General features: G+C 61.5%; 15 protein-coding genes. 10 read left to right on the top strand and 5 right to left on the bottom strand.

All coding sequences use genetic code 11. From position 1 onward, the window contains the following. Window positions 1-130: 130 nt before the first annotated feature. A complete protein-coding gene (locus JF535_RS03175) occupies window positions 131-1,276 on the bottom strand; it encodes a murein hydrolase activator EnvC family protein (protein ID WP_206998978.1) in 1,146 nt (381 codons plus the stop codon). Window positions 1,277-1,309: 33 nt separating this feature from the next. Next, on the bottom strand, window positions 1,310-2,854 hold the full coding sequence (gene gpmI, locus JF535_RS03180; protein WP_206998980.1) for a 2,3-bisphosphoglycerate-independent phosphoglycerate mutase: 1,545 nt from the start codon (window positions 2,852-2,854) through the stop codon (window positions 1,310-1,312). A gap of 342 nt (window positions 2,855-3,196) precedes the next feature. Between gpmI and JF535_RS03185 the strand changes: the two genes are divergently transcribed. The 6 genes from JF535_RS03185 (at window position 3,197) to smrA (ending at window position 6,877) form a co-directional block, all read left to right on the top strand. Beyond that, window positions 3,197-3,607 (top strand): rhodanese-like domain-containing protein, encoded by a 411-nt coding sequence (locus tag JF535_RS03185; RefSeq protein WP_206998983.1) that lies wholly within the window; start codon window positions 3,197-3,199, stop codon window positions 3,605-3,607. Between the two features lie 49 nt (window positions 3,608-3,656). Next, entirely contained in the window at window positions 3,657-3,908 is a 252-nt protein-coding gene (gene grxC, locus JF535_RS03190; protein ID WP_066960455.1) for a glutaredoxin 3, read from the top strand. A gap of 137 nt (window positions 3,909-4,045) precedes the next feature. Continuing rightward, a complete protein-coding gene (gene secB / locus JF535_RS03195) occupies window positions 4,046-4,549 on the top strand; it encodes a protein-export chaperone SecB (RefSeq protein ID WP_066960458.1) in 504 nt (167 codons plus the stop codon). Between the two features lie 280 nt (window positions 4,550-4,829). Next, window positions 4,830-5,276: an acyl-CoA thioesterase gene (locus JF535_RS03200; RefSeq protein WP_206998985.1), complete on the top strand. Its 447-nt coding sequence runs from the start codon at window positions 4,830-4,832 to the stop codon at window positions 5,274-5,276. Between the two features lie 101 nt (window positions 5,277-5,377). After that, on the top strand, window positions 5,378-6,241 hold the full coding sequence (locus tag JF535_RS03205) for an SDR family oxidoreductase (RefSeq protein WP_206998987.1): 864 nt from the start codon (window positions 5,378-5,380) through the stop codon (window positions 6,239-6,241). A gap of 75 nt (window positions 6,242-6,316) precedes the next feature. Beyond that, on the top strand, window positions 6,317-6,877 hold the full coding sequence (gene smrA / locus JF535_RS03210) for a DNA endonuclease SmrA (RefSeq protein ID WP_207000160.1): 561 nt from the start codon (window positions 6,317-6,319) through the stop codon (window positions 6,875-6,877). Window positions 6,878-6,950: 73 nt separating this feature from the next. Here smrA and JF535_RS03215 read toward each other — a convergent pair whose 3' ends face one another. The 3 genes from JF535_RS03215 to JF535_RS03225 form a co-directional block, all read right to left on the bottom strand. Beyond that, window positions 6,951-7,484: an META domain-containing protein gene (locus JF535_RS03215; RefSeq protein WP_206998989.1), complete on the bottom strand. Its 534-nt coding sequence runs from the start codon at window positions 7,482-7,484 to the stop codon at window positions 6,951-6,953. A 118-nt stretch (window positions 7,485-7,602) separates the two neighbouring features. Further along, a complete protein-coding gene (locus JF535_RS03220; RefSeq protein WP_242523566.1) occupies window positions 7,603-8,091 on the bottom strand; it encodes an META domain-containing protein in 489 nt (162 codons plus the stop codon). 673 nt (window positions 8,092-8,764) lie between these two features. After that, window positions 8,765-10,975 carry a TonB-dependent receptor gene (locus JF535_RS03225; protein ID WP_206998991.1) on the bottom strand — a complete coding sequence of 737 codons (2,211 nt, stop codon included), beginning with the start codon at window positions 10,973-10,975 and terminating at the stop codon, window positions 8,765-8,767. A gap of 168 nt (window positions 10,976-11,143) precedes the next feature. Here JF535_RS03225 and JF535_RS03230 point away from each other — a divergent pair, with 168 nt between their 5' ends. From JF535_RS03230 to JF535_RS03245, 4 genes are all read left to right on the top strand, one after another. Next, window positions 11,144-14,554 (top strand): PAS-domain containing protein, encoded by a 3,411-nt coding sequence (locus JF535_RS03230; RefSeq protein WP_206999002.1) that lies wholly within the window; start codon window positions 11,144-11,146, stop codon window positions 14,552-14,554. A 67-nt stretch (window positions 14,555-14,621) separates the two neighbouring features. Next, on the top strand, window positions 14,622-15,821 hold the full coding sequence (locus JF535_RS03235) for an MFS transporter (protein ID WP_206999004.1): 1,200 nt from the start codon (window positions 14,622-14,624) through the stop codon (window positions 15,819-15,821). Beyond that, a complete protein-coding gene (locus JF535_RS03240; protein WP_206999006.1) occupies window positions 15,808-16,755 on the top strand; it encodes an alpha/beta hydrolase in 948 nt (315 codons plus the stop codon). The genes JF535_RS03235 and JF535_RS03240 overlap by 14 nt, the downstream gene beginning before the upstream one ends. 257 nt (window positions 16,756-17,012) lie before the next feature. Then, window positions 17,013-18,815 (top strand): aminotransferase-like domain-containing protein, encoded by a 1,803-nt coding sequence (locus tag JF535_RS03245; protein WP_206999008.1) that lies wholly within the window; start codon window positions 17,013-17,015, stop codon window positions 18,813-18,815. Window positions 18,816-18,819: the final 4 nt, after the last annotated feature.

The raw sequence follows: 18,819 nt of genomic DNA on the forward strand, positions 1-18,819 counted from the left end.
ACTCCCGTGAGGTTTGAACTTGGCGGGGAAACGAACTGGCGTGTGTTGCGCAGGGATAAAAACGCAGCGGGGAGTGTGGTAGGGCAGCATCGCCTGTTTTGCGGGCTTGGTTATGGACGTGGTGGCGGGCTTAGCCCCTGCACCACACCGTGGGGTCCTGCGGCTTGCCGCGGTGGCGGATTTCGAAATAGAGCCCGGCCTGGCTGAGACCGCCGGTATTACCCACCTTGGCGATGGTATCGCCGCGCTCCACCCACTCGCCGATAGCGCGGGTGAGGGACTGGTTGTGGCCATACAGGCTCATGTAACCATCGCCATGGTCGAGGATGATCAGCATGCCCTGGCCGCGCAGGTAGTCGGCAAAGACCACGCGCCCCCGGTGAATCGCCTTGACCGGTGTGCCCTCGTTGGCACGCAGGGTGACGCCGGTCCAGGTGATGCCATTGGCGCGGCGCTGGCCAAAGGCGTTGGCGCGACGGCCGCTGGTGGGCCACTGCATGCGCCCGCGTTGCTTGGCGAATGGGGTCTGGTCGCTGGGGTTGATCAGGCTGGCAATGGCGCGGCCCACTTCGTCTACCAGGCGTTGCAGGCGGCTGCGGTCGCTGTGCAGCTGGTTCAGTTCGCCGCTCTTGCTGGCGAGCTGCCGGGCGAGCTTGTCGAGGGTGCGCTGGCGATTCTGTTGTGCACTCACCAGCGCGCGGCGTTTTTCTTCCAGCTGGCTGCGTTCGTGGGCCAGGGTGTCCTGTTCGCGCTGGATGCCGGCGCTGACGGTGGAGAGCTGGTCGAGGGTGGAGACGTAATCGCCGATGACGCGATTGCGTTGTTTGAGGAAGTAGTCGTGATAGCGGAGCTGGCGGGCGATGTGCTGGGGGTCTTGCTGGTTGAGGAGCAGCTTGATCTGCTCCTGGCGACCGAGTCGGTAAGCGGCGGCGACTTCCTGCTCGACCCGCCGCTGCATACTTCGCCGGGATTCTTCCAGCTGCTGCTCTTCTTTCTTCAGCTCCTGCAGTTTTTCGCCGCGGCTCTGCATGTCGGCTTTGATCTTGTCGATCCGCTGCAGAAGTTCCGAGATGTCCTTTTCGTTGGACTCCAGGTCCTTGAGCAACTGGTCGCGGTCACTTTTTACCTGGTTAAGTTCCTGCTGCAGGGCCTCGATGCGCTGCTTGATCTCCGCGAGCCGCGCCTGCTGTTCTTCGTCCGCCGCCTGCGCGAAGCAGGCGGGGACCAGAAGCAGAGACGACAGCAGGGCTGCAATAACGACGGCAGATATGTTCATGGAGATGGTTCTACCTCGCGGGACTGGCCCGGGTTAGTTCACTTTTACCAGCGGCTCACCGCTCATTTCCACCGGCTGCGGCAGGCCCATCAGCGCCAGCATGGTGGGCGCTACATCCGCCAGGCTGCCACCATCGCGCATGGTGACCTCGCGCTCACCGATGTACACAAAGGGCACCGGCAGGGTCGAGTGCTGGGTGCTCACCTGGCCGGAGCCCGCATCGTACATCTCTTCCACGTTGCCGTGGTCGGCGGTGATCAGCACCTCGCCACCGGCCGCCAGTGCGGCTTTGGTCACGCGGTCCACGCACACATCCAGGGCTTCCACCGCTTTGACGGCGGCCTCGAACACACCGGTGTGGCCCACCATGTCGCCGTTGGCGTAGTTGCAGATGATGGCGTCGAACTTGCCGCTCTCGATGGCTTCCACCAGCTTGTCGGTCACTTCCGGCGCGCTCATTTCCGGCTGCAGGTCGTAGGTGGCCACATCCGGAGACTGAATCAAAACGCGTTCTTCGCCATTGTAGGGCGCTTCGCGGCCACCGCTAAAGAAGAAGGTCACATGGGCGTATTTTTCTGTTTCGGCGATACGCAGCTGGGTCTTGTTCTGCGACTGCAGATATTCGCCAAAGGTGTTCACCAGGTTTTCCGGCGGGAAGGCGCAGCTGGCGTCGATGTCGGCGGCGTATTCCGTGGTCATCACAAAATCCGCCAGCTTCGGGGTGGCGGCACGCGGGAAACCGTCGAAGTCAGGGTCGGTGAAGGCGCGGGTCAGCTGGCGCGCGCGGTCCGGGCGGAAGTTCATGAACACCATCGCGTCGCCGTCATTTACCGGCGCCGGTGCGCCGATACGGGTGGGGGCCACAAATTCGTCGTTCTCGTCCCGTGCGTAGGCAGCCTCGAGGCCGGCGAGGGCGGAATCCGCCGTGTGCTCGGCCACGCCCTGGGTGATCAGGTCGTACACCGGCTGCACGCGGTCCCAGCGGTTATCGCGGTCCATGGCAAAGTAGCGGCCGCTGATGCTGGCAATGTGCGCGTTGCCCAGGGCATCGCACACCTGGGTGAGGCGCGCCAGCGGGGTTTCCGCACTGCGCGGAGCGGTATCGCGGCCATCGGTAAACGCGTGAATGTAAACCGCCCTGGCACCGCGCTGGGCGGCGAGGGTCGCCATGGCAACGATGTGGTCATCGTGACTGTGTACGCCGCCGTCCGACAGCAGGCCCATGATGTGCACGGCGCCGTTGTTGGCAATCGCCTTGTCGACCGCCGCGGTATAGGCCGGGTTGGTGAAGAAGTCGCCGTCCTTGATCGCCTTGTTGATGCGGGTGAAGTTCTGGTACACCACGCGGCCGGCGCCGAGGGTCATGTGGCCCACTTCCGAGTTGCCCATTTGTCCTTCTGGCAGGCCCACTGCCATACCGGAGGTGTGGATCAGGGTCTTCGGGCGGCTGGCCCAGATCTGGTCCCAAACCGGGCTCTTGGCCGCGGCAATGGCGTTGTGCTCCGCGTGCTCACTGTGGCCGAAGCCATCCAGAATCAGCAGTACCAGCGGGCGTTTGGGCGAAGTCTCGGATGCCATGGGATCGGAATTCCTGTATTGGGTTGCGTGGAATATCGTTCGGCGTCGGTGCCAGGGGACGGAACTCGCGCGGGAGTTTTACCGCAGGTGGCGGATTTTAACCTGTTTCCAGGCTCCGGGTCAGTAATTGAGCCTGTTTTGCCGGCGTGGCAGCGCCGGCGCGCGGTGAAATTGCTGATTAAGAATTGGCCATCATCGTGTATACTGCGCCACCTTCAAACCGCCGGACTGCATGTGGTGCACAGGGGCTTTCCCGTTGCCGTACAATACCCGGCCAAACGTGACCGACTGCTGCGTCAGTGGTCCCATTTAAAACAACAATTGTGAATTTCTGGGGGCGAAGTGGATTTTTTCGTCTTTATCAGCGAGCAGTGGCTGCTGGTGAGTCTGTTGGTAGCGCTGATTTACGTGCTGGCGATTACCGAACGTATCAAGGCGGGCAAGCCCGCGTCCGCGAATGAGGCCACGCGCCTGATCAACTCTGAGGATGCCCGCGTGGTGGACCTGCGCGACCGCTCGGACTTCGTTGCCGGACATATTGTGGATGCCATCCATATCCCGCACAGCGAGGTCGAGAAGCGCATTGGCGAACTGGCACCCTATAAAGAAAAGACGCTGATCCTGGCCGACAAGATGGGCCAGCACGCGGGACCGGTGGGCCGCCAGCTGAAGAAGGCGGGCTACAACGTGCGCCGCCTCGAGGGCGGTATGTCCGAGTGGTCGAATCAGAAGCTGCCGCTGGTCAAAGGCTGATTCGTCGCCCTGAAACCATTCGTCAGAGAAGCCAAGAGGTTATTCGGTTGTGAAAGAAGTTGTTATCTACACCACCCGCTTCTGCCCCTTCTGCGTGCGCGCAAAGTACCTGCTGGACAACAAGAACGTCCCCTATACGGAGATTTCCGTGGACGGCGACCGCGCCCTGCGCGCGGAGATGACCGCCAAGGCAGGGCGCCATACGGTGCCGCAGATCTGGATCGGCGATCACCATGTGGGTGGCTGCGATGAGCTGATGGCTATCGAGCGCAGCGGCCAGCTGGATCAACTGCTGGCGTGAGGCCCGCCGCGGGCTCAAGAATTTTCCGTGACGTGCCTTGAAAGGGTATTTCGAGGCCCCCATAAGTAAGACCCATACAGGGAGTCTTTCTATCAGGGAAGGCAGTCAATAATCTATTTTTTACGACAGGCAGTGACATGGCTGAAGAACAAAACGGCGCAGCAGTAAACGGCGACGCACAACAAGTCCAATTCGCAATGCAGCGCATCTACCTGAAAGACCTCTCTTTCGAGACGCCGATGGGTGCCGAGGTTTTCAAGAAGCAGTGGAAACCGGAAGTTAATCAGGAACTGAACACCAAGACCGCCAAGATCGATGAAGATCTGTACGAAGTGGCGCTGACCCTGACCATCACCGTCAAGATCGAGAACGAGACGGCATTCCTGGTCGAAGTTCAGCAGGCCGGCCTGTTCGGTATCAAAGGTCTGGAAGGCCAGCAGCTGGCTCAGGCGCTGAACACTGCCTGCCCGAACATCCTGTTCCCCTACGCCCGCGAAGTGGTGGACAACGTTGTGACCAAGGGTTCCTTCCCGGCCCTGATGCTGCCGCCGATCAACTTCGACGCCCTGTTTGCCGCTGCCATGCAGCAGGCACAACAGCAGGCCGAGCAAGGCGCAGAGAAAACCGACGCAGACGCATAAGGCGCGGTTGTTTCAGAAAAAGGCTCCTTCGGGAGCCTTTTTTGTGTCTGACGTAATGGTCTGAGACTTTGCATTCCAGTAAGTTGGGCGGTCTTTTGTTGAATAAATGAGCTTGATGCGAAGGTTCTGATAGCCGGTGCGCATTTACGAGACCTTCCGCGAGAGGGACCTCGCGGAAGAGCCCCCAGGGATGGGTTGAGGGGGGGCGCCTAGCTCGTGTCTCGTAAATGCGCACCGGCTAGCAGGGCCGCCACGGGCAATCTTACGGAGTACCTGTCCGATGAACTGGGACCTACCAGCCCCTTTCACTTATATAGTCCGCGTGGAACCGGAACACGTTGACGGCCTGCACCACGCCAACAACGCCGAATACGTGCGCTGGTGCGAACGCGCCGCCTGGCTGCACAGCAAGGAACTCGGGCTGGATGTCACCCATTACCAGTCATTGGATCGCGGAATGGCCATTCGGCAGGCCGAGTACGACTATATACTGGCCGCCAGAGAGGGCGATGAGCTGCGCATTGGCACCTGGCTGACCATGGTCGACGGCCGCCTCAATATGACCCGTAAGTTCCAGGTGTACCGCGCCAGTGACGAGGCCCTGGTGCTTCGCGCCAGCTGGCAGATGGTGTGCATCGAGCTCTCCAGCGGCAAGCCCAAACGCATGCCGCAAACCTTCAAGGACATCTACTGCCCAGCCGTGGTTGAGCGCCCAAATACTCCGTAGGGTGGATAAGCGCAGCGCATCCACCTTCCCGACAGCCTCAAATATGGTAGATACGCTGCGCTTATCTACCCTACAAGAAAGACTTTGCCGGGAGCCTCAATATGTCTGAAGTCAACACCCTCACCAAAAACACCGGCGCCCTCAAAGGCAAAACCATTTTCATTACCGGTGCCAGCCGGGGTATCGGCCGCGCCATAGCGCTCAAATGTGCCGCGGACGGTGCCAACATTGCCATTGCCGCGAAATCCGCCGAGCCGCACCCCAAGCTGCCCGGGACCATCTTCACCGTGGCCAAGGAAATCGAAGCCGCCGGCGGGGTCGCCCTGCCCATGCAGGTGGATGTGCGCAACGAGGAGCAGGTGGCGGAGGCGATCAAGAAAACCACCGACACCTTTGGTGGCATCGATGGCGTGATCAACAATGCCGGTGCCATCAACCTCACCAGCGTCGAGGCCACGCCCCCCAAGCGCTACGACCTGATGATGGACGTGAATGCCCGCGCGGTGTACCTGACCGCGCACCTGGCAATCCCCTACCTCAAGAAGTCCCCCTGCGGGCATATTCTCAGCCTGTCTCCACCGCTGAATCTCGAGCCGCGCTGGCTCGGCCCGTTCGCCCCCTATGCGCTGTCCAAGTTCGGTATGACGATTCTGAGTATGGGGCTGGCGGCGGAGCTGCAGAAGAGTAAGGTCAGCGTGGCGACCCTGTGGCCCCGCACCCTGGTGGCCACCGCGGCGATTGAGTTTGCGGTGGGCAGCCGGGAAATGTTCGAGCAGAGCCGCAAGCCCATCGTGATGGCGGATGCCGCCTACGAGGTGCTGATCACCGACAACCAGGGCCTGAACGGTGCCCAGTTGATCGACGAGACGCTGCTACACGAACGGGGGGTGGAAGATTTCACGCAATATGCGCACAATCCCGCCAAGGCCGGTGAACTGGCAGTGGATCTGTTTCTCGATCCCTGACGTACCCAGGCCAGATACCGTGGTAATTGGGGGGATGTTGTGGACAAGAGTGACCTGGAAGACTTTCGCGGTGCGATGGGCGAGCTGGGGGATGTTAAGCCACTGTCCCCCCGACAGCGCGAGAGCGCCTTGCGCAAAACCACCAAAGACCCGCTCAACCAGCGCGCGCGGCGCGAATCTGCAACCGCCCAGACCTACCGGGAGCTCAACCCCCTGGGGGGCGAATTTGTCGAGCCGGTGGAGCCGTTCGATCCCATTGAATTCAAGCGCGACGGCGTGCAGAACGGCGTGTACCGCAATCTCCGTCTCGGTAAATACACCGTGGATGCGCGCCTGGACCTGCACAACCACACCGTGGAAATGGCCCGCAGTGCGCTGTATCAGTTTGTGCGGGACTGTGTGGAGGCGGATGTGCGCTGTGCGTTGATCACCCACGGCAAGGGTGAGGGGCGCAAGTCCCCGGCGATGCTGAAAAGCTGCGTGAATGCCTGGCTGCCACAGTTGCAAGAAGTGCTCGCGTTTCACAGTGCGCAGAAGCAGCACGGCGGTCTCGGCGCGACGTATATCCTGCTGCGCAAAAGTGAGCGCAAGCGCCAGCAGAACCTGGAGCAGCACCAGCGCCGCTCGCGCCCCTGAAGCGACGCCCTATCCAATCAAAACCTGTTCAGGCAGCCCCGGAGGCTGCCTTTTTTGTGGTGCCGGCGGCAGTCTACTGGGCGTGTTTGTCTCCGGCCTGCTTGAACTCCAGGCGGGTGCCATCGTCGCCTTCCAGTACCAGTCGGTTACCGTGGGTGTGGGCGTGCGTCGCACGCGGCAGGGCCAGCAAAAAATCCTTTTCCAGCTCGCTGCTGTCACGGCGGCCAGCCATGCGCGTGGTTCTCGGTGGCTTGAGCCACTGGATGGCCCCGTTGTCGCGCAGCTGGAATTTGCCCAGGTAGGGGTTGGAGCCGGCGCTGCCGCGCACGACCCCCAGCTTGTCGCAGCCGAGGTAGGGGCGGTCGCGCCACATTTTTTTCCACAGCATGCTCGGTTTGTGCTCGCGGCCGTCCACGGTCAGGCTATCCAGTAGCCACTCGCGGTCACAGATGGGGTCGCTGCCGGTATCGGTCATGGCGGAGGGGGTGGTGTCGTGGCTGCTGCAGCCACTCAGAGCCAGCAACAGGAATGCCAGCGCGAGGGAGCCAGCGCCGGCAATACTGGTGCGGGCGAAGGCGCGTTGTGGCTGCGGGATCAGGCGGTGCATGTCATCCATCCGGTGGCCTTTTGCGCCATTTAACACCAATCGGCAAAAGCTGTCTGTGACCGATCCGATCTATTCGGCACCTGCCGGGCGCAGTGGTGGTGCAGGGTGGCGAATGCGCTTAGCCACCCGCCTTGACGTATTCGATATAGATGTCGCCGGAAGCGTCGCGCAGGATCAGGCGGCCGCCACCGCTTTTGACGAAGGCCTGGCGCGTGCCCGACAGGGCGCGCAGGTACTGGGTTTCCTGCTCCATCAGCTGGGGTGGGCCGGCCATTTTGGTGGAGGCGAAACTGGCGGTATCCCACAGGATCTGGCCATTGGCGGTGATCTGCATGGCGCCGCGGTAGGTGTTGATGCCGCTTTTGCCCATGGATTCGCCATCGCTGTTACACAGGAAGGTGAACTCTTGCGGCTGGTCGACCGGTACTGCCTGGCCGTTGATGCGCAGCAGGCGCATTTCCCACTTGTCGCCGCAGACACTGGTGATGGAGCCGGGGCTCTGGGTGGGCCCGGACTCCTTGCTGTCCATGTTCATACAGCCAGCAATCACGATGGCGAGGCCGGTAAGCCACGCCGGGACCACTTTATTGATACCGTTTCGGATCATTCCTTTTGCTCCCTGTTCCTGCTCCCTGCGTGCAGATAGATCAAGCTTAGACAGCTGCGGGTTTTGCGAGAGGACAGCGGCGCCAGCTTGTGGCGGAAATGGTCACAGAAACAGGGAGTGATGGGCGTCAGTGCCCCCCGAAGGGGGTGAGTGGTGGCTAGGACTGCCGTACGCAGCGCACCACCACTTTTGAGTCCAGCTCCTGTTCAAAGCAGCGGAAGCGGGTGCCGTTCACGTTCAGGGAGCGCGGCGCGGCGCGGCTGCCACTCCTCGACCGGCGGTCGGAGGCTCTGACCGACATATGTGCCGGATTGATATGTGGCGGGACTGCGCTGCTGAAAGCGCGATTTGCGTGACTATCCCTGGGCTCGGTTGATGTACAACCCGCAACAACTCCTGTCGCAATTGCCGCCGTCAGCAGAATACTACTCAATTTCTGCACGCGGATACCTCGATGGCTTGGTTCAAGCAGCGGCGTCACTGCCGCCCTCTCTTTCAGGTTAGAAGAGGATGCCGCCAAAGTGTGGAATTAGGTGCCAATTTAGTTATTGGTGCGCCGCGGGGAATAGGGAAGGCGTGTGTTGTGAGGATATAGGCCTCGGTTTATCAGGCATAAAAAAGGGGCCCAGAGGGCCCCAACAATGCAATGTACAACGAATGGGAGTGACAGTTCTTAGAAGTTGTAGCTACCTGTGAGAGCGATAGTACGTGGTGCGCCGTAGTAGCCGGTGGTCAGGGCTGCAGCACTGTAACCTGCATTGCGGTAAACCTCGTCATTGAGGTTCTTGCCCTGCAGGGAAGCCTGCCATTTACCGTCGCCACTGAAGAAGGTCGCACCCGCGTCCACCAGGGTCACGGAGCCCACGTCGAGTAGAGGGTTCGGGGCAGCATAGATCTGTATGCCGTCGCGGTAGGAAACAGAGCCGTTCAGTACCAGTTCGCCACCCGCTACGTCCATACTGTAGCTCAGCTGCCCTAGGCCGGTCTTGGCTGGGCTGTACTGCAGGTTGTCCCACAAATCAGCAACATTCTCAATTTCACCAGTCGTGGTGTTGTAAGTCAGAACTTCCTTGTAGTCGGCATCGGTGTAGCCGAGTACCAGGTTGGCAGTCAGGCGGTCTGTGATACTGGCGAGCATTTCCAGCTCCAGGCCGCGGATTTCTGATTCACCGGCGTTAATTACGGAGCTGGCGAAACCGCCAGTGGACGGTGAGAAGTCCTGCACCGTGACCTGCATGTCTTCGTAGTCGGTGCTGAAGGCAGCCGCATTCAGACGGATACGGTCATCCAGCAGCTGGGTCTTGATACCGACTTCAAAGGTGTTGGCAGTTTCCGGATCGTAGCCTTCCTCTGTCTCCGGGTTAATGGAGGCGTCACCACGCATGTCGAAGCCGCCAGACTTGAAGCCGGAGCTGAAGCTGCCGTAGACCATGGTGTCTTCATCGATCTGGTAGTCCATGCCAACTTTGGGTGAGAACTGGCTCCAGCTGTCGCTGTTGGTGTAGTCGGTGAGGATTGCGTAAGGCTCAGGATCTGCCGGGGTTCCCTCGTAGCGGTCGGCGAACGTGGGCGAGTAGAGGCCTGCATAGTCGCCCTTGAATACTTCTGCGGACTTCTCATCGCGGGTGTAGCGGCCGCCTAGGGTCATATTCAGCTTGTCGGTCAGTGCGTACTCGTAGTTGGCATAGACTGCCAGGCTTTCGGTGTCTACAGAGCCGGCGACGTGCTGTGTTTTAGAGAAACCGAAGAGATACTTCCACAGATCCAGTACGGCATCGAACGCACCGGCAGCGGTTCCATCGTAATAGTAAATACCGGAAACCAGGTTGAAGTTGTCACCGTTCAGGTTAACTTGGAATTCCTGGGTGAACTGTTCATCTTCATAAAAGGCGGGCACATCAAAGTCCGGACGAGGACTGGAATCGAAGTCGATATTCGTCTTGGTGTCGCCGCTACGGGTGGCAGTGATGGATTTGAGGGTGACGTTCTCAGAAACATTCCACTCGGCGGTCAGGGATGCACCGCTGGACTCTACTGAGTTATCCGCAGGCATATTTGAGCGATGGTCATAGACATCGTCCAGGGGCTGTTCGGTGCCCCAAACATTCGGAGCCAGCAGGTGGCCGAAACGCGCATTTGAGTCGTCCTTGGTGGTGTCTGCGGCAACGCGGATGAACAGATCTTCGTTCGGGTTGAACTCCAGGGATACGCGGCCGCTCAGGATGTCTTTGTTGTAGTTGTCGGCGCCGGTGTTGATGTTCTCGCCGAAACCGTCGCGCTGGTAGCTGGCGACGGCGAAGCCAATGGCGGCGGTGTCGGACAGGCCGGTCTGGCCGCTCAGTACCAGGTCGCGCTGGTTGTAGGAGCCCACACCACCGCGAATACGGAATTCTGTATCACCGGACAGCTTCTTGGTCACGTACTTGACTGCACCACCGATGGTGTTCTTGCCGTACAGGGTGCCCTGCGGGCCGCGCAGTACTTCGATGCGCTCTACGTCAAACACATCCATTACCGCACCCTGCGGGCGGGCTACATAGATGTCATCGACATAGATGCCAACGCCGGGCTCGAAGCCCCACAGCGGGTCCTGCTGGCCAATACCGCGGATATAGGCGGTGAGGGTGGAGTTGGTACCGCGGCTCACCTGCAGGGTGGTGTTAGGGGTGAGTTTCTGAATGTCGCTCAGGTCGGCAACACCGTTCTCCAGAAGCTGATCTTCCCCGAACGCAGTTACCGCCACCGGCACTTCCTGCAGCGACTGCTCGCGCTTCTGCGCGGTCACGGTTACTTCTTCCAGCTTCGAATCTGCATAGGACAGGTTGGCACCGCAGGCAAGCATGATGCCCGCGGCGATGGGATTGAATTTAATTGGATTGCGCATGGCTCTCTCCGGTCACCGGTTTATGGTTTTTATCTAAGTTACGGATTTGCACTGTATCTGCTGATCGCGACTTTGCCTGTTAGACCAAGGTATGACGATGGTCGCAGGAGGTGAACAGGACACAAAACGAACTATCGGTTACTCTCTTCATCATAAACAAAAAAATGAATGAGGCGCCAATTGTTCAGCCTGACCCTGCTGGCCGCCGTGGGCCTGACCTACCTGCTGATGCTGTTTGCCATCGCCTTCTGGGGTGACCGGCTGCCGGCCGGGCGCATTCGCCCGCTCAAACCCCTGTTGCTGGCGCTGGCCGGCACCTATACCAGTGCCTGGATGTTCTTCGGCGTGCCCGCGCAGGCAGTTACCGAGGGCTGGCTGCTGCCCCCTACCTTTGTTGGCGCCAGCCTGATGCTGATCTTTGGTGCCCCCCTGCTGATGCGCTTTGTGCGTCTCTCGAAACAGCAGGGCTCCACCTCCATCGCGGACTTTATCAGCGCCCAGTACGGCGGCTCCCAGTGGCTTGCGGCGGTAGTTGCTTTGCTGGCGGTGGTGGCCATCGTGCCGTATCTGTCTCTGCAGTTGCGGGCGGTGGCCGACAGCTTCCTGCTGCTGGCACAGAACGTGGAGGACCGGGGCATCAGTGCCTCGGTGGTGACCGCGGTGGTGAGCATGACCCTGGGGCTGTTTGCGGTATTGTTCGGTACCCGGCATATCGACAGCAGCGTGCACCGCAACGGCATGCTGCTGGCGGTGGCCTTCGAGGCGCTGGTGAAGATCGGCGCCCTGATCGCGGTGGCCTGGTTTGTGGTGTACAGCGCGTTTGACGGCGCCGCCGATCTCACCCGCGCGGCGCTCGCCAGTGACAGGGTGGCGGCCATCGCCGAGGCGCGTCCCGCCGACACCGGCTATCTGGCCGTAGTGATACTGGGCATGGCGGCCATTTTCTGCCTGCCGCGGCAGTTCCATATCCTGATGATCGAGAGTGATGACGAGCGGGATATCGGCCCGGTGCGCAAGTTGATCCCGCTGTATCTGGCGGTGGTGTCCCTGGCAGTGCTGGCGGTGGGCTACGGCGGCATGCTGTGGCTGCCGGAGAGCTATGCCAACGCGGAGCGCTTTGTACTGGGCGTGCCGCTGGAAAGTGGTATCCCGTGGCTGGCGCTACTGGCGTTTGTGGGCGGTCTCTCCGCCGGCTCCAGCATGGTGATCATCGCCACCATCGCCCTTTCCACCATGATCGCCAACACCATGATTGTGCCCTGGTGGCTGAAGCGGCTGCAGCAGCGCCCGGCAGGTGTGGCGCTAGGCAGTGACCTGCGGCGGGTGCGCCGCGGCATTATCGGCCTGCTGATGCTGGCGGCGTTTGGGGTAAGCGAGCTGATCGGTTCCGGGGTGAGCCTCGGTACCTTTGGTCTGTTGTCCCTGGCGCTGGCGGCCCAGCTCGCGCCGGCCATGATCGCTGCGGTGACCTGGCCGGCACGCTGGCCGCGGCTGCGCGCCGCCGGTGTGGTTGTGGGTCTGGTGCTGGGGTCGCTGGTGTGGGCGATGTCCGCACTGCCGGCGGCGCTCGGCGGGGAAGATCGTATTGCCGCGCTGCTGGGGCTCGGCTGGAACCCGCTGACCATCGCCTGTGTGTTCGGGTTGGGGATCAACGGGCTGGCGCTGATTGGCTGTTCGCTGCTGCAGCAGCGCTGGTTGCCCGGCAGTGCGGCGGCGGAAGTGGCGCCGGTGGATCGCGCGCGTTTGCGGCAGCTACTGGCGCGCTTTGTGGGCGAGGATGCGGCGAGCCGCGCACTGGCGCCGATGCAGGAACCTGCGGACGCGCAAACACCCGGCGCCTCTGCCGAGCACTACCGCGATGCGGTCGAAAAAATCCTCGCCGGTGTGGTGGGCAGCACCAGTGCGCGCCGCCTGGTGCGCCAGCTGGGGGAGGCGGATGTCACCACCCAGCAACTGGAGCAGGCATCCGATATCTACCAGTTCGGGCGCGGTCTGCTGCAGAGCAGTATCGACAATATCGACCAGGGCATCTCGGTGGTGGATGGCAACCTCAACCTGGTGGCGTGGAACCGCCGCTATCTGGAGCTGTTCCACTATCCCCCGGAAATGATTTACGTGGGCAGGCCGGTGGCGGAGCTGGTGCGCTACAACGCGAGCCGCGGCGAGTGCGGTCCCGGTGTGGTGGAAGACCATGTGAACAAGCGCGTGGAGCATTTGCGCAATGGCACCGCCTACCGGGTGCAGCGTCACCGCACCGACGGCACGGTGCTGGAGATTCGCGGCAACCCGCTGCCCGGCGGTGGCTTCGTTACCACCTATACCGATGTCTCTGACTACCAGCGCGCGCTGGCGGAGCTGACCGATGTGCGCAACTCGCTGGAGCACAAGGTAGCGCACCGCACCGCCGAGCTGGAAAGTGTGAATGACGAACTGCAGACATTGAATCACGAACTGCAGGAGGCCAGCGCCGGCAAAACCCGCTTCCTTGCCGCGGCCAGTCACGATCTGGTGCAGCCCCTGAATGCCAGCCGGCTGTTTATCGATGCGCTGGCCGCGCACCCCCTGGAAGATGACAGCCGCCAGCTGCTCACCCGCGCCGACAGTGCCCTCGCCGCGGCGGAGCAGCTGATTACCGACATGCTGCAGATTGCCCGCATGGATGCCGGTGACATCAAGCCCAGTGTTGCCCCGGTATCCCTCGACAGCATCCTTGACGATGCCGTGGCCCAGGCGCGCCTCGCGGCGGAGGCGCGCGGCATCCGCCTGCGCTACCGCCGCAGCCACCTGTGGGTGCAAAGTGACGAAAAAATGCTGCGGCGTGTGGTGCAGAACCTGCTGGACAACGCGGTCAAGTACACCCGCGAGGGCGGCGTGCTGATCGGTGCGCGCCGCCGTGGCGGTAGTGTTTCCCTGGAAGTCTGGGATACCGGTGAGGGCATTGCGCCGGACCAGCAGCAGGCGATTTTCCGCGAGTTCTGCCGCCTCACGCCTAAGGGTGCCGCCGGTCAGGGGCAGCGTCAACACGGTTACGGGCTGGGCCTGGCCACCGTGGAACGCCTGTGCCGGCTGCTGAATGCGCCGATTGGCCTGTCCTCGGTGCCCGGCCGTGGCAGCGTGTTCCGGGTATGCCTGCCGCGCGCCACCGCGCGGGTGAATGTGCGGCCCAGTACCAAAAGCAGCGGCGGACGCGGTGCGCCGCTGGACCTGCAGATCCTGTGCGTGGACAACGAGCCGGCCATTCTCGAAGCGATGGCGGCGCTGCTTGGCGGCTGGGGCTGTACCGTGCAGTGTGCGCAGAATCGCCGGGAGGCGCTGGCCGCGGCCGAGCCGGATTTACTGCTGATGGACTTCCATCTCGACGACGGCGACAACGGCATCGATCTGGCGGCGGAGCTGCTGGCGCAGTGGGGCGGCGACGTGCCCTGCGTGATCATCTCCGCGGAAAACACCAATACGGTGAAGGCGCGCGCGCAGCAGGCGGGTTGGCAGTTCCTGCAGAAACCGCTGCGGCCGGCGGCGCTGCGCGCCCTGTTACAGCAGGGGCTGCGGCGCACCTTCGATACGACCAAGGTCGTATAGGCAGGGGGCGTCTTCACGCGCAGTCTGAAACCTATTATCCGGAAGAATAAAAAGTGGTAGCACAGCGATGAAAAAATACTTGTTGGAAATTCTGATGTTCAGCGCCTATGCGCTGTTCGCGGCCAGCTGGGTGTCCGGGGCCATTCTCACCCCGGCCATTCAGGCGTCCTTTGGTGAAGAGGGGTTTGCCAATGCCACCTGGGGCAGCAACGTCATCACCATTGCCAAAATCATCGGTAACCTGGCTGCCGCGGCGCTGCTCATGCGCCTGGGGGCCAAGCGTGCCTTTGCCATCGCCATCGTCCTGATTGCCGCCGGTGGCTTTGGTGCGCTGGCGGACACCTACGGTGGCTGGCTGCTGTCGCGCCTGGCACTGGGGCTCGGTGGTGCACTGGCGATTGTGTATTTCGCCCCGGTGGTGCTGCACTACTTTGCCGCTGAAGAGCGCCCCATGATCAACGGCATCAATGCCGCCGCGTTCAATACCGGCAACCTGCTGGCTCTGCTCTCCACCACCGCACTGCTCAGCTGGTTGGGTAGCTGGCAGTCCGTAGTGGTGCTGTACGGGGTGATGGTGCTGGCGCTGGGCGTGCTGTGGTGGCTGACGGCGGAGAACTTTTCGCTATCCGGCGGTGCCGACAAGCCCCAGGAAAATTACGGTTTCAAGCAGGGCGTGAAAGAGGGTTTCAACTGGTGGCTGCCGCTGGCGTATTGCGGTGTGCTGTTTTGCTACATCGCGGTGTTCGCCCTGTTCCCGCTGATCGACGGCTTTGCTGTGGCAAGCCACCATCTGTCTGCGGTGATGATCGCCGCCGGCATGGTGGGCACCGTGGCGGGCATCATCGTCACCAAGCGCTTCCCGCTGCGCCTGCCGGTGCTGCGCTTTGGCGGCCTGGCGCTGGTGATCTTTGCCGCGCTCATGGTCACCAGCCGTGACCCGATTATCGCCTACGCCGCCGCTGCCCTCGCCGGTTTCTGTATGTTCCTGCCGATGACCGCACTGGTTACTCTGCCGCAGGAACTGCCGGGCATGACGCCGGGGCGTATCACGGTGACCTTCGCCATGTTCTGGTCCGTTTCCTACGGCGTGGAGACGGTGTTGATGTACGGCGCTGGCCTGCTCGCGGATATTACCGGTGAGCCGGCCACTGCGGCTTACTTTGCCGTGGCCTGCTCGGCGTCACTGTTTGTGTTCTCATTCCTGTTGCCGGAAAGCGGTAAAAAAATCGAACTGGAAAATCTGGAGGCGGACAATGCGGCAGCTTGAACCCAAACTCGCGGAATGGCTGGAGGCGGTCAACGCGCAGGTGGCGCAGCTCAAGGCGGCGGGTTTTGAACCCACCCCGATTTCCGCCCGTGAAAGCCTGGCCAACCTGACCCGCAATTTTGTTGAGCCCGGCCCGGAAATGACTGTGTGCGAAACCCTGGTGCTCGGTGGTGAATACCCAGTGCCGGTGCGGATCTACCAGCCTGCAGCGACCGAAGAGGGAAGCGCGAAGGAAAAGGCGGCGATTATTTACTGCCACGGCGGTGGCCATATGGCCGGCAGCGTGTCGGTGTACGATCCCATCTGTCGTCGCATTGCCGAGGCTTGCGGGCGCACGTTGATCAGCGTGGAATACCGCCGCGCGCCGGAAAATCCCTACCCCGCAGCATTGAATGACCTGATCAGCGTGGTTCGTCACCTGGGGGCCGCGCTGGATAAAAAAGGCATCGCCCACAATGGCCGCTGGATTCTGATGGGCGATTCCGGTGGTGGCGCAATGTGTGCTTCCGCCAGCCGCTTGCTGCAGCATCAGCCGCATACCATTGATGCACAGGTGCTAATTTACCCGAGCCTCGACTACACCATGCAGACCCCGTCTATCGAGGAAAATGGCCGCGGCTATCTGCTGGAGAAGGAAAAGATTCTCTGGTATTTCAACAACTACCTGCAGAACGCAGAAAATCCCCGGCAGGTGTCACCGCTGTATGGGGAGTTCACCCGCAACCTGCCCGCCAGCCTGGTGATCACCGCCGAGTTCTGCCCCCTGCGGGACGAGGGCGTGGAGTATGTGCGCAAGGTGCGCGAGGGCGGCGCCAACGCCGAGCTGCTGCACTTCAACGACATGATTCATGCCTTCCTGAATATCGAAAACCTGGTGCCGGACGCCTGTGGGCGAGTGTACCGCCACACCGCAGAATTTCTGCACGGCCTGTGATCTGGCTGCCGCCCGCCTGCGAGTTGCAGGTGGGTGGCAAGACGTGCTTTTCTCGATACTCCCTCTCTCTTTCCCAGACCACGGCCAGATGTATCGACTCGCCTGCGGAAGTTGGCACGCATTGCGCATACATGCCCGGAGCCTGTGCCTGCTCGAACCGTGCCCGGTAGTCTCCTTGATTGTCCCTGTGGAGCCGGGCAAACTGCCATCCACACGTCGGATTCATCGCAGGCGATTACAACGATAAAGAGCCGAACATGAGCGAAGCACTGATCGTCCTCGATCCTGCGGCAGAAAAGAGTCTGCAGCAGCAAATTCGTGAAAAACTGATCCAGGGAATTCTTTCCGGGAGTATTCCTGCCGGCCACAAAATGCCGTCGTCACGGCGCATGGCGGAACAGCTCAGGGTGGCCCGCAATACGGTGGTGCTCGCCTATCAGCAGCTGGTGGATGACGGTTTTCTCGTGACCCGCGAGCGCAGCGGTTTCTATGTGAGCGAAACCGTCTCCCAGCAGGGCGTGATCAGCCACGGTGCCGGGGATGTTCCGCGGCAGGATGAAGATGACCGCAGTTACTGGCGCAATCACTGCAACCCGGTATCGGTGAGCCGCCGCGCCCTGCAAAACCGCCCCGCCAACTGGCTGCAATATCCTTTCCCCTTTGTGAGTAATGAATACGACCCGCGCCTGTACCCCGGTGCGGAATGGCGGGAGTGCACCCGGGATATTTTTACCGCGCGGGAAGTGGCCCAGTGGGCCACCCTTGGCAACAACGAGGATGACCGCAATCTGGTGGAGCAGATATGTACGCGCCTGTTGCCGCGGCGGGGCATTTATGTGGAGCCCGGCCAGATACTGTTAACCAGTGGGATGGAGCAGGCCTACCACTTGCTGGGTGAGTTGTTGCTGGGCGATGAGCGCACGCTGGCGCTGGTAACACCGGCCGGCGGCGAGAGCGGTGAAATTTTTCGTCGCACCGGTGCGCGCTTGTTGTCTCTCCCCCAGGATGCGGACGGGCCTCTGGTCGAAGAGACGCTGCGGCAAGCAGACTGTATTTACCTGCAACCGAATGTCCACAATCCCACCGCGGTCACCACCAGCCTGGAGCGGCGGCGACTGCTGCTGAGGCAGGCCCGCGAACAAAAGGCGGTGGTCATCGAAAATGACTGTGACCACGATTTCTGCTACCACGGTAACCCGCTCCCGCCCCTGAAGAGCATGGATGGCGGCGGCTCGGTGATTTACCTCTACCAGTTTCCCAAGGTGATCGACCCGGGCATGCAGCTCGCGTTTGTAGTTGCGCCCAAGCCCGTTATCCAACGGTTGCGCGCGTTGCGCTATACCCTGCGCGAGCGGGTGCCTGCCCTGAACCAGCGCCTGCTGGCAAAATTTGTTGCCGCAGGGCATCTGGACGCCGCGCTGTTCAAGATTACCCAGCAGTTGAAGGAGCGCTGGTCTGCACTGGGTGAAGCGCTGATGTTCCACTTGCCGAAACTCAAGGTTCGCCGCGCCAGCTGTGGCACCGCCTGTTGGCTGGAACTCCCCGTACATATCGATCCGCTGCAGCTGCAGATTCGGGCCGAGCAGAATGGCCTGTTGCTGGAAACCATCAGTGACGGTCGTGCCGTGCGCCTTGGGTTTTCGGCAATCGACGCAGACAAGATCGAGCCCGGGGTGAAGGTGTTGGCGCAGCTGATCAGCGGAGAGCTGCATGCCGAGGAAGAAACGCTGGCACGGGCGAGCGGCCGCCACCTCACCGCCGACGACCTGCAGCGGGAAATGCCGGGGGCTATTTTTCTCGGTACTAACACCTTGGGCGAGTCGTATCGCATCGAGCTCAAGCCGGATGGCACCATGCTCGGGTATTCACGCAACGATGTGGAGATGGACGAAACCGATACCGGGCGCTGGTGGCTCGACGGCGACCAGTGGGTGCGTCAATGGCGCAACTGGTCCTACGGGCGCAAGGCCAGCTTCCATGTGGTCACCGATGGCCACCGGATCAAGTGGTTTAATGAGGCGGGCAAACTGATCGATACCGCGATCGTGGCCAACGAATAACGCC

The organism is Microbulbifer salipaludis (genome assembly GCF_017303155.1).
Lineage (GTDB): Bacteria > Pseudomonadota > Gammaproteobacteria > Pseudomonadales > Cellvibrionaceae > Microbulbifer > Microbulbifer salipaludis.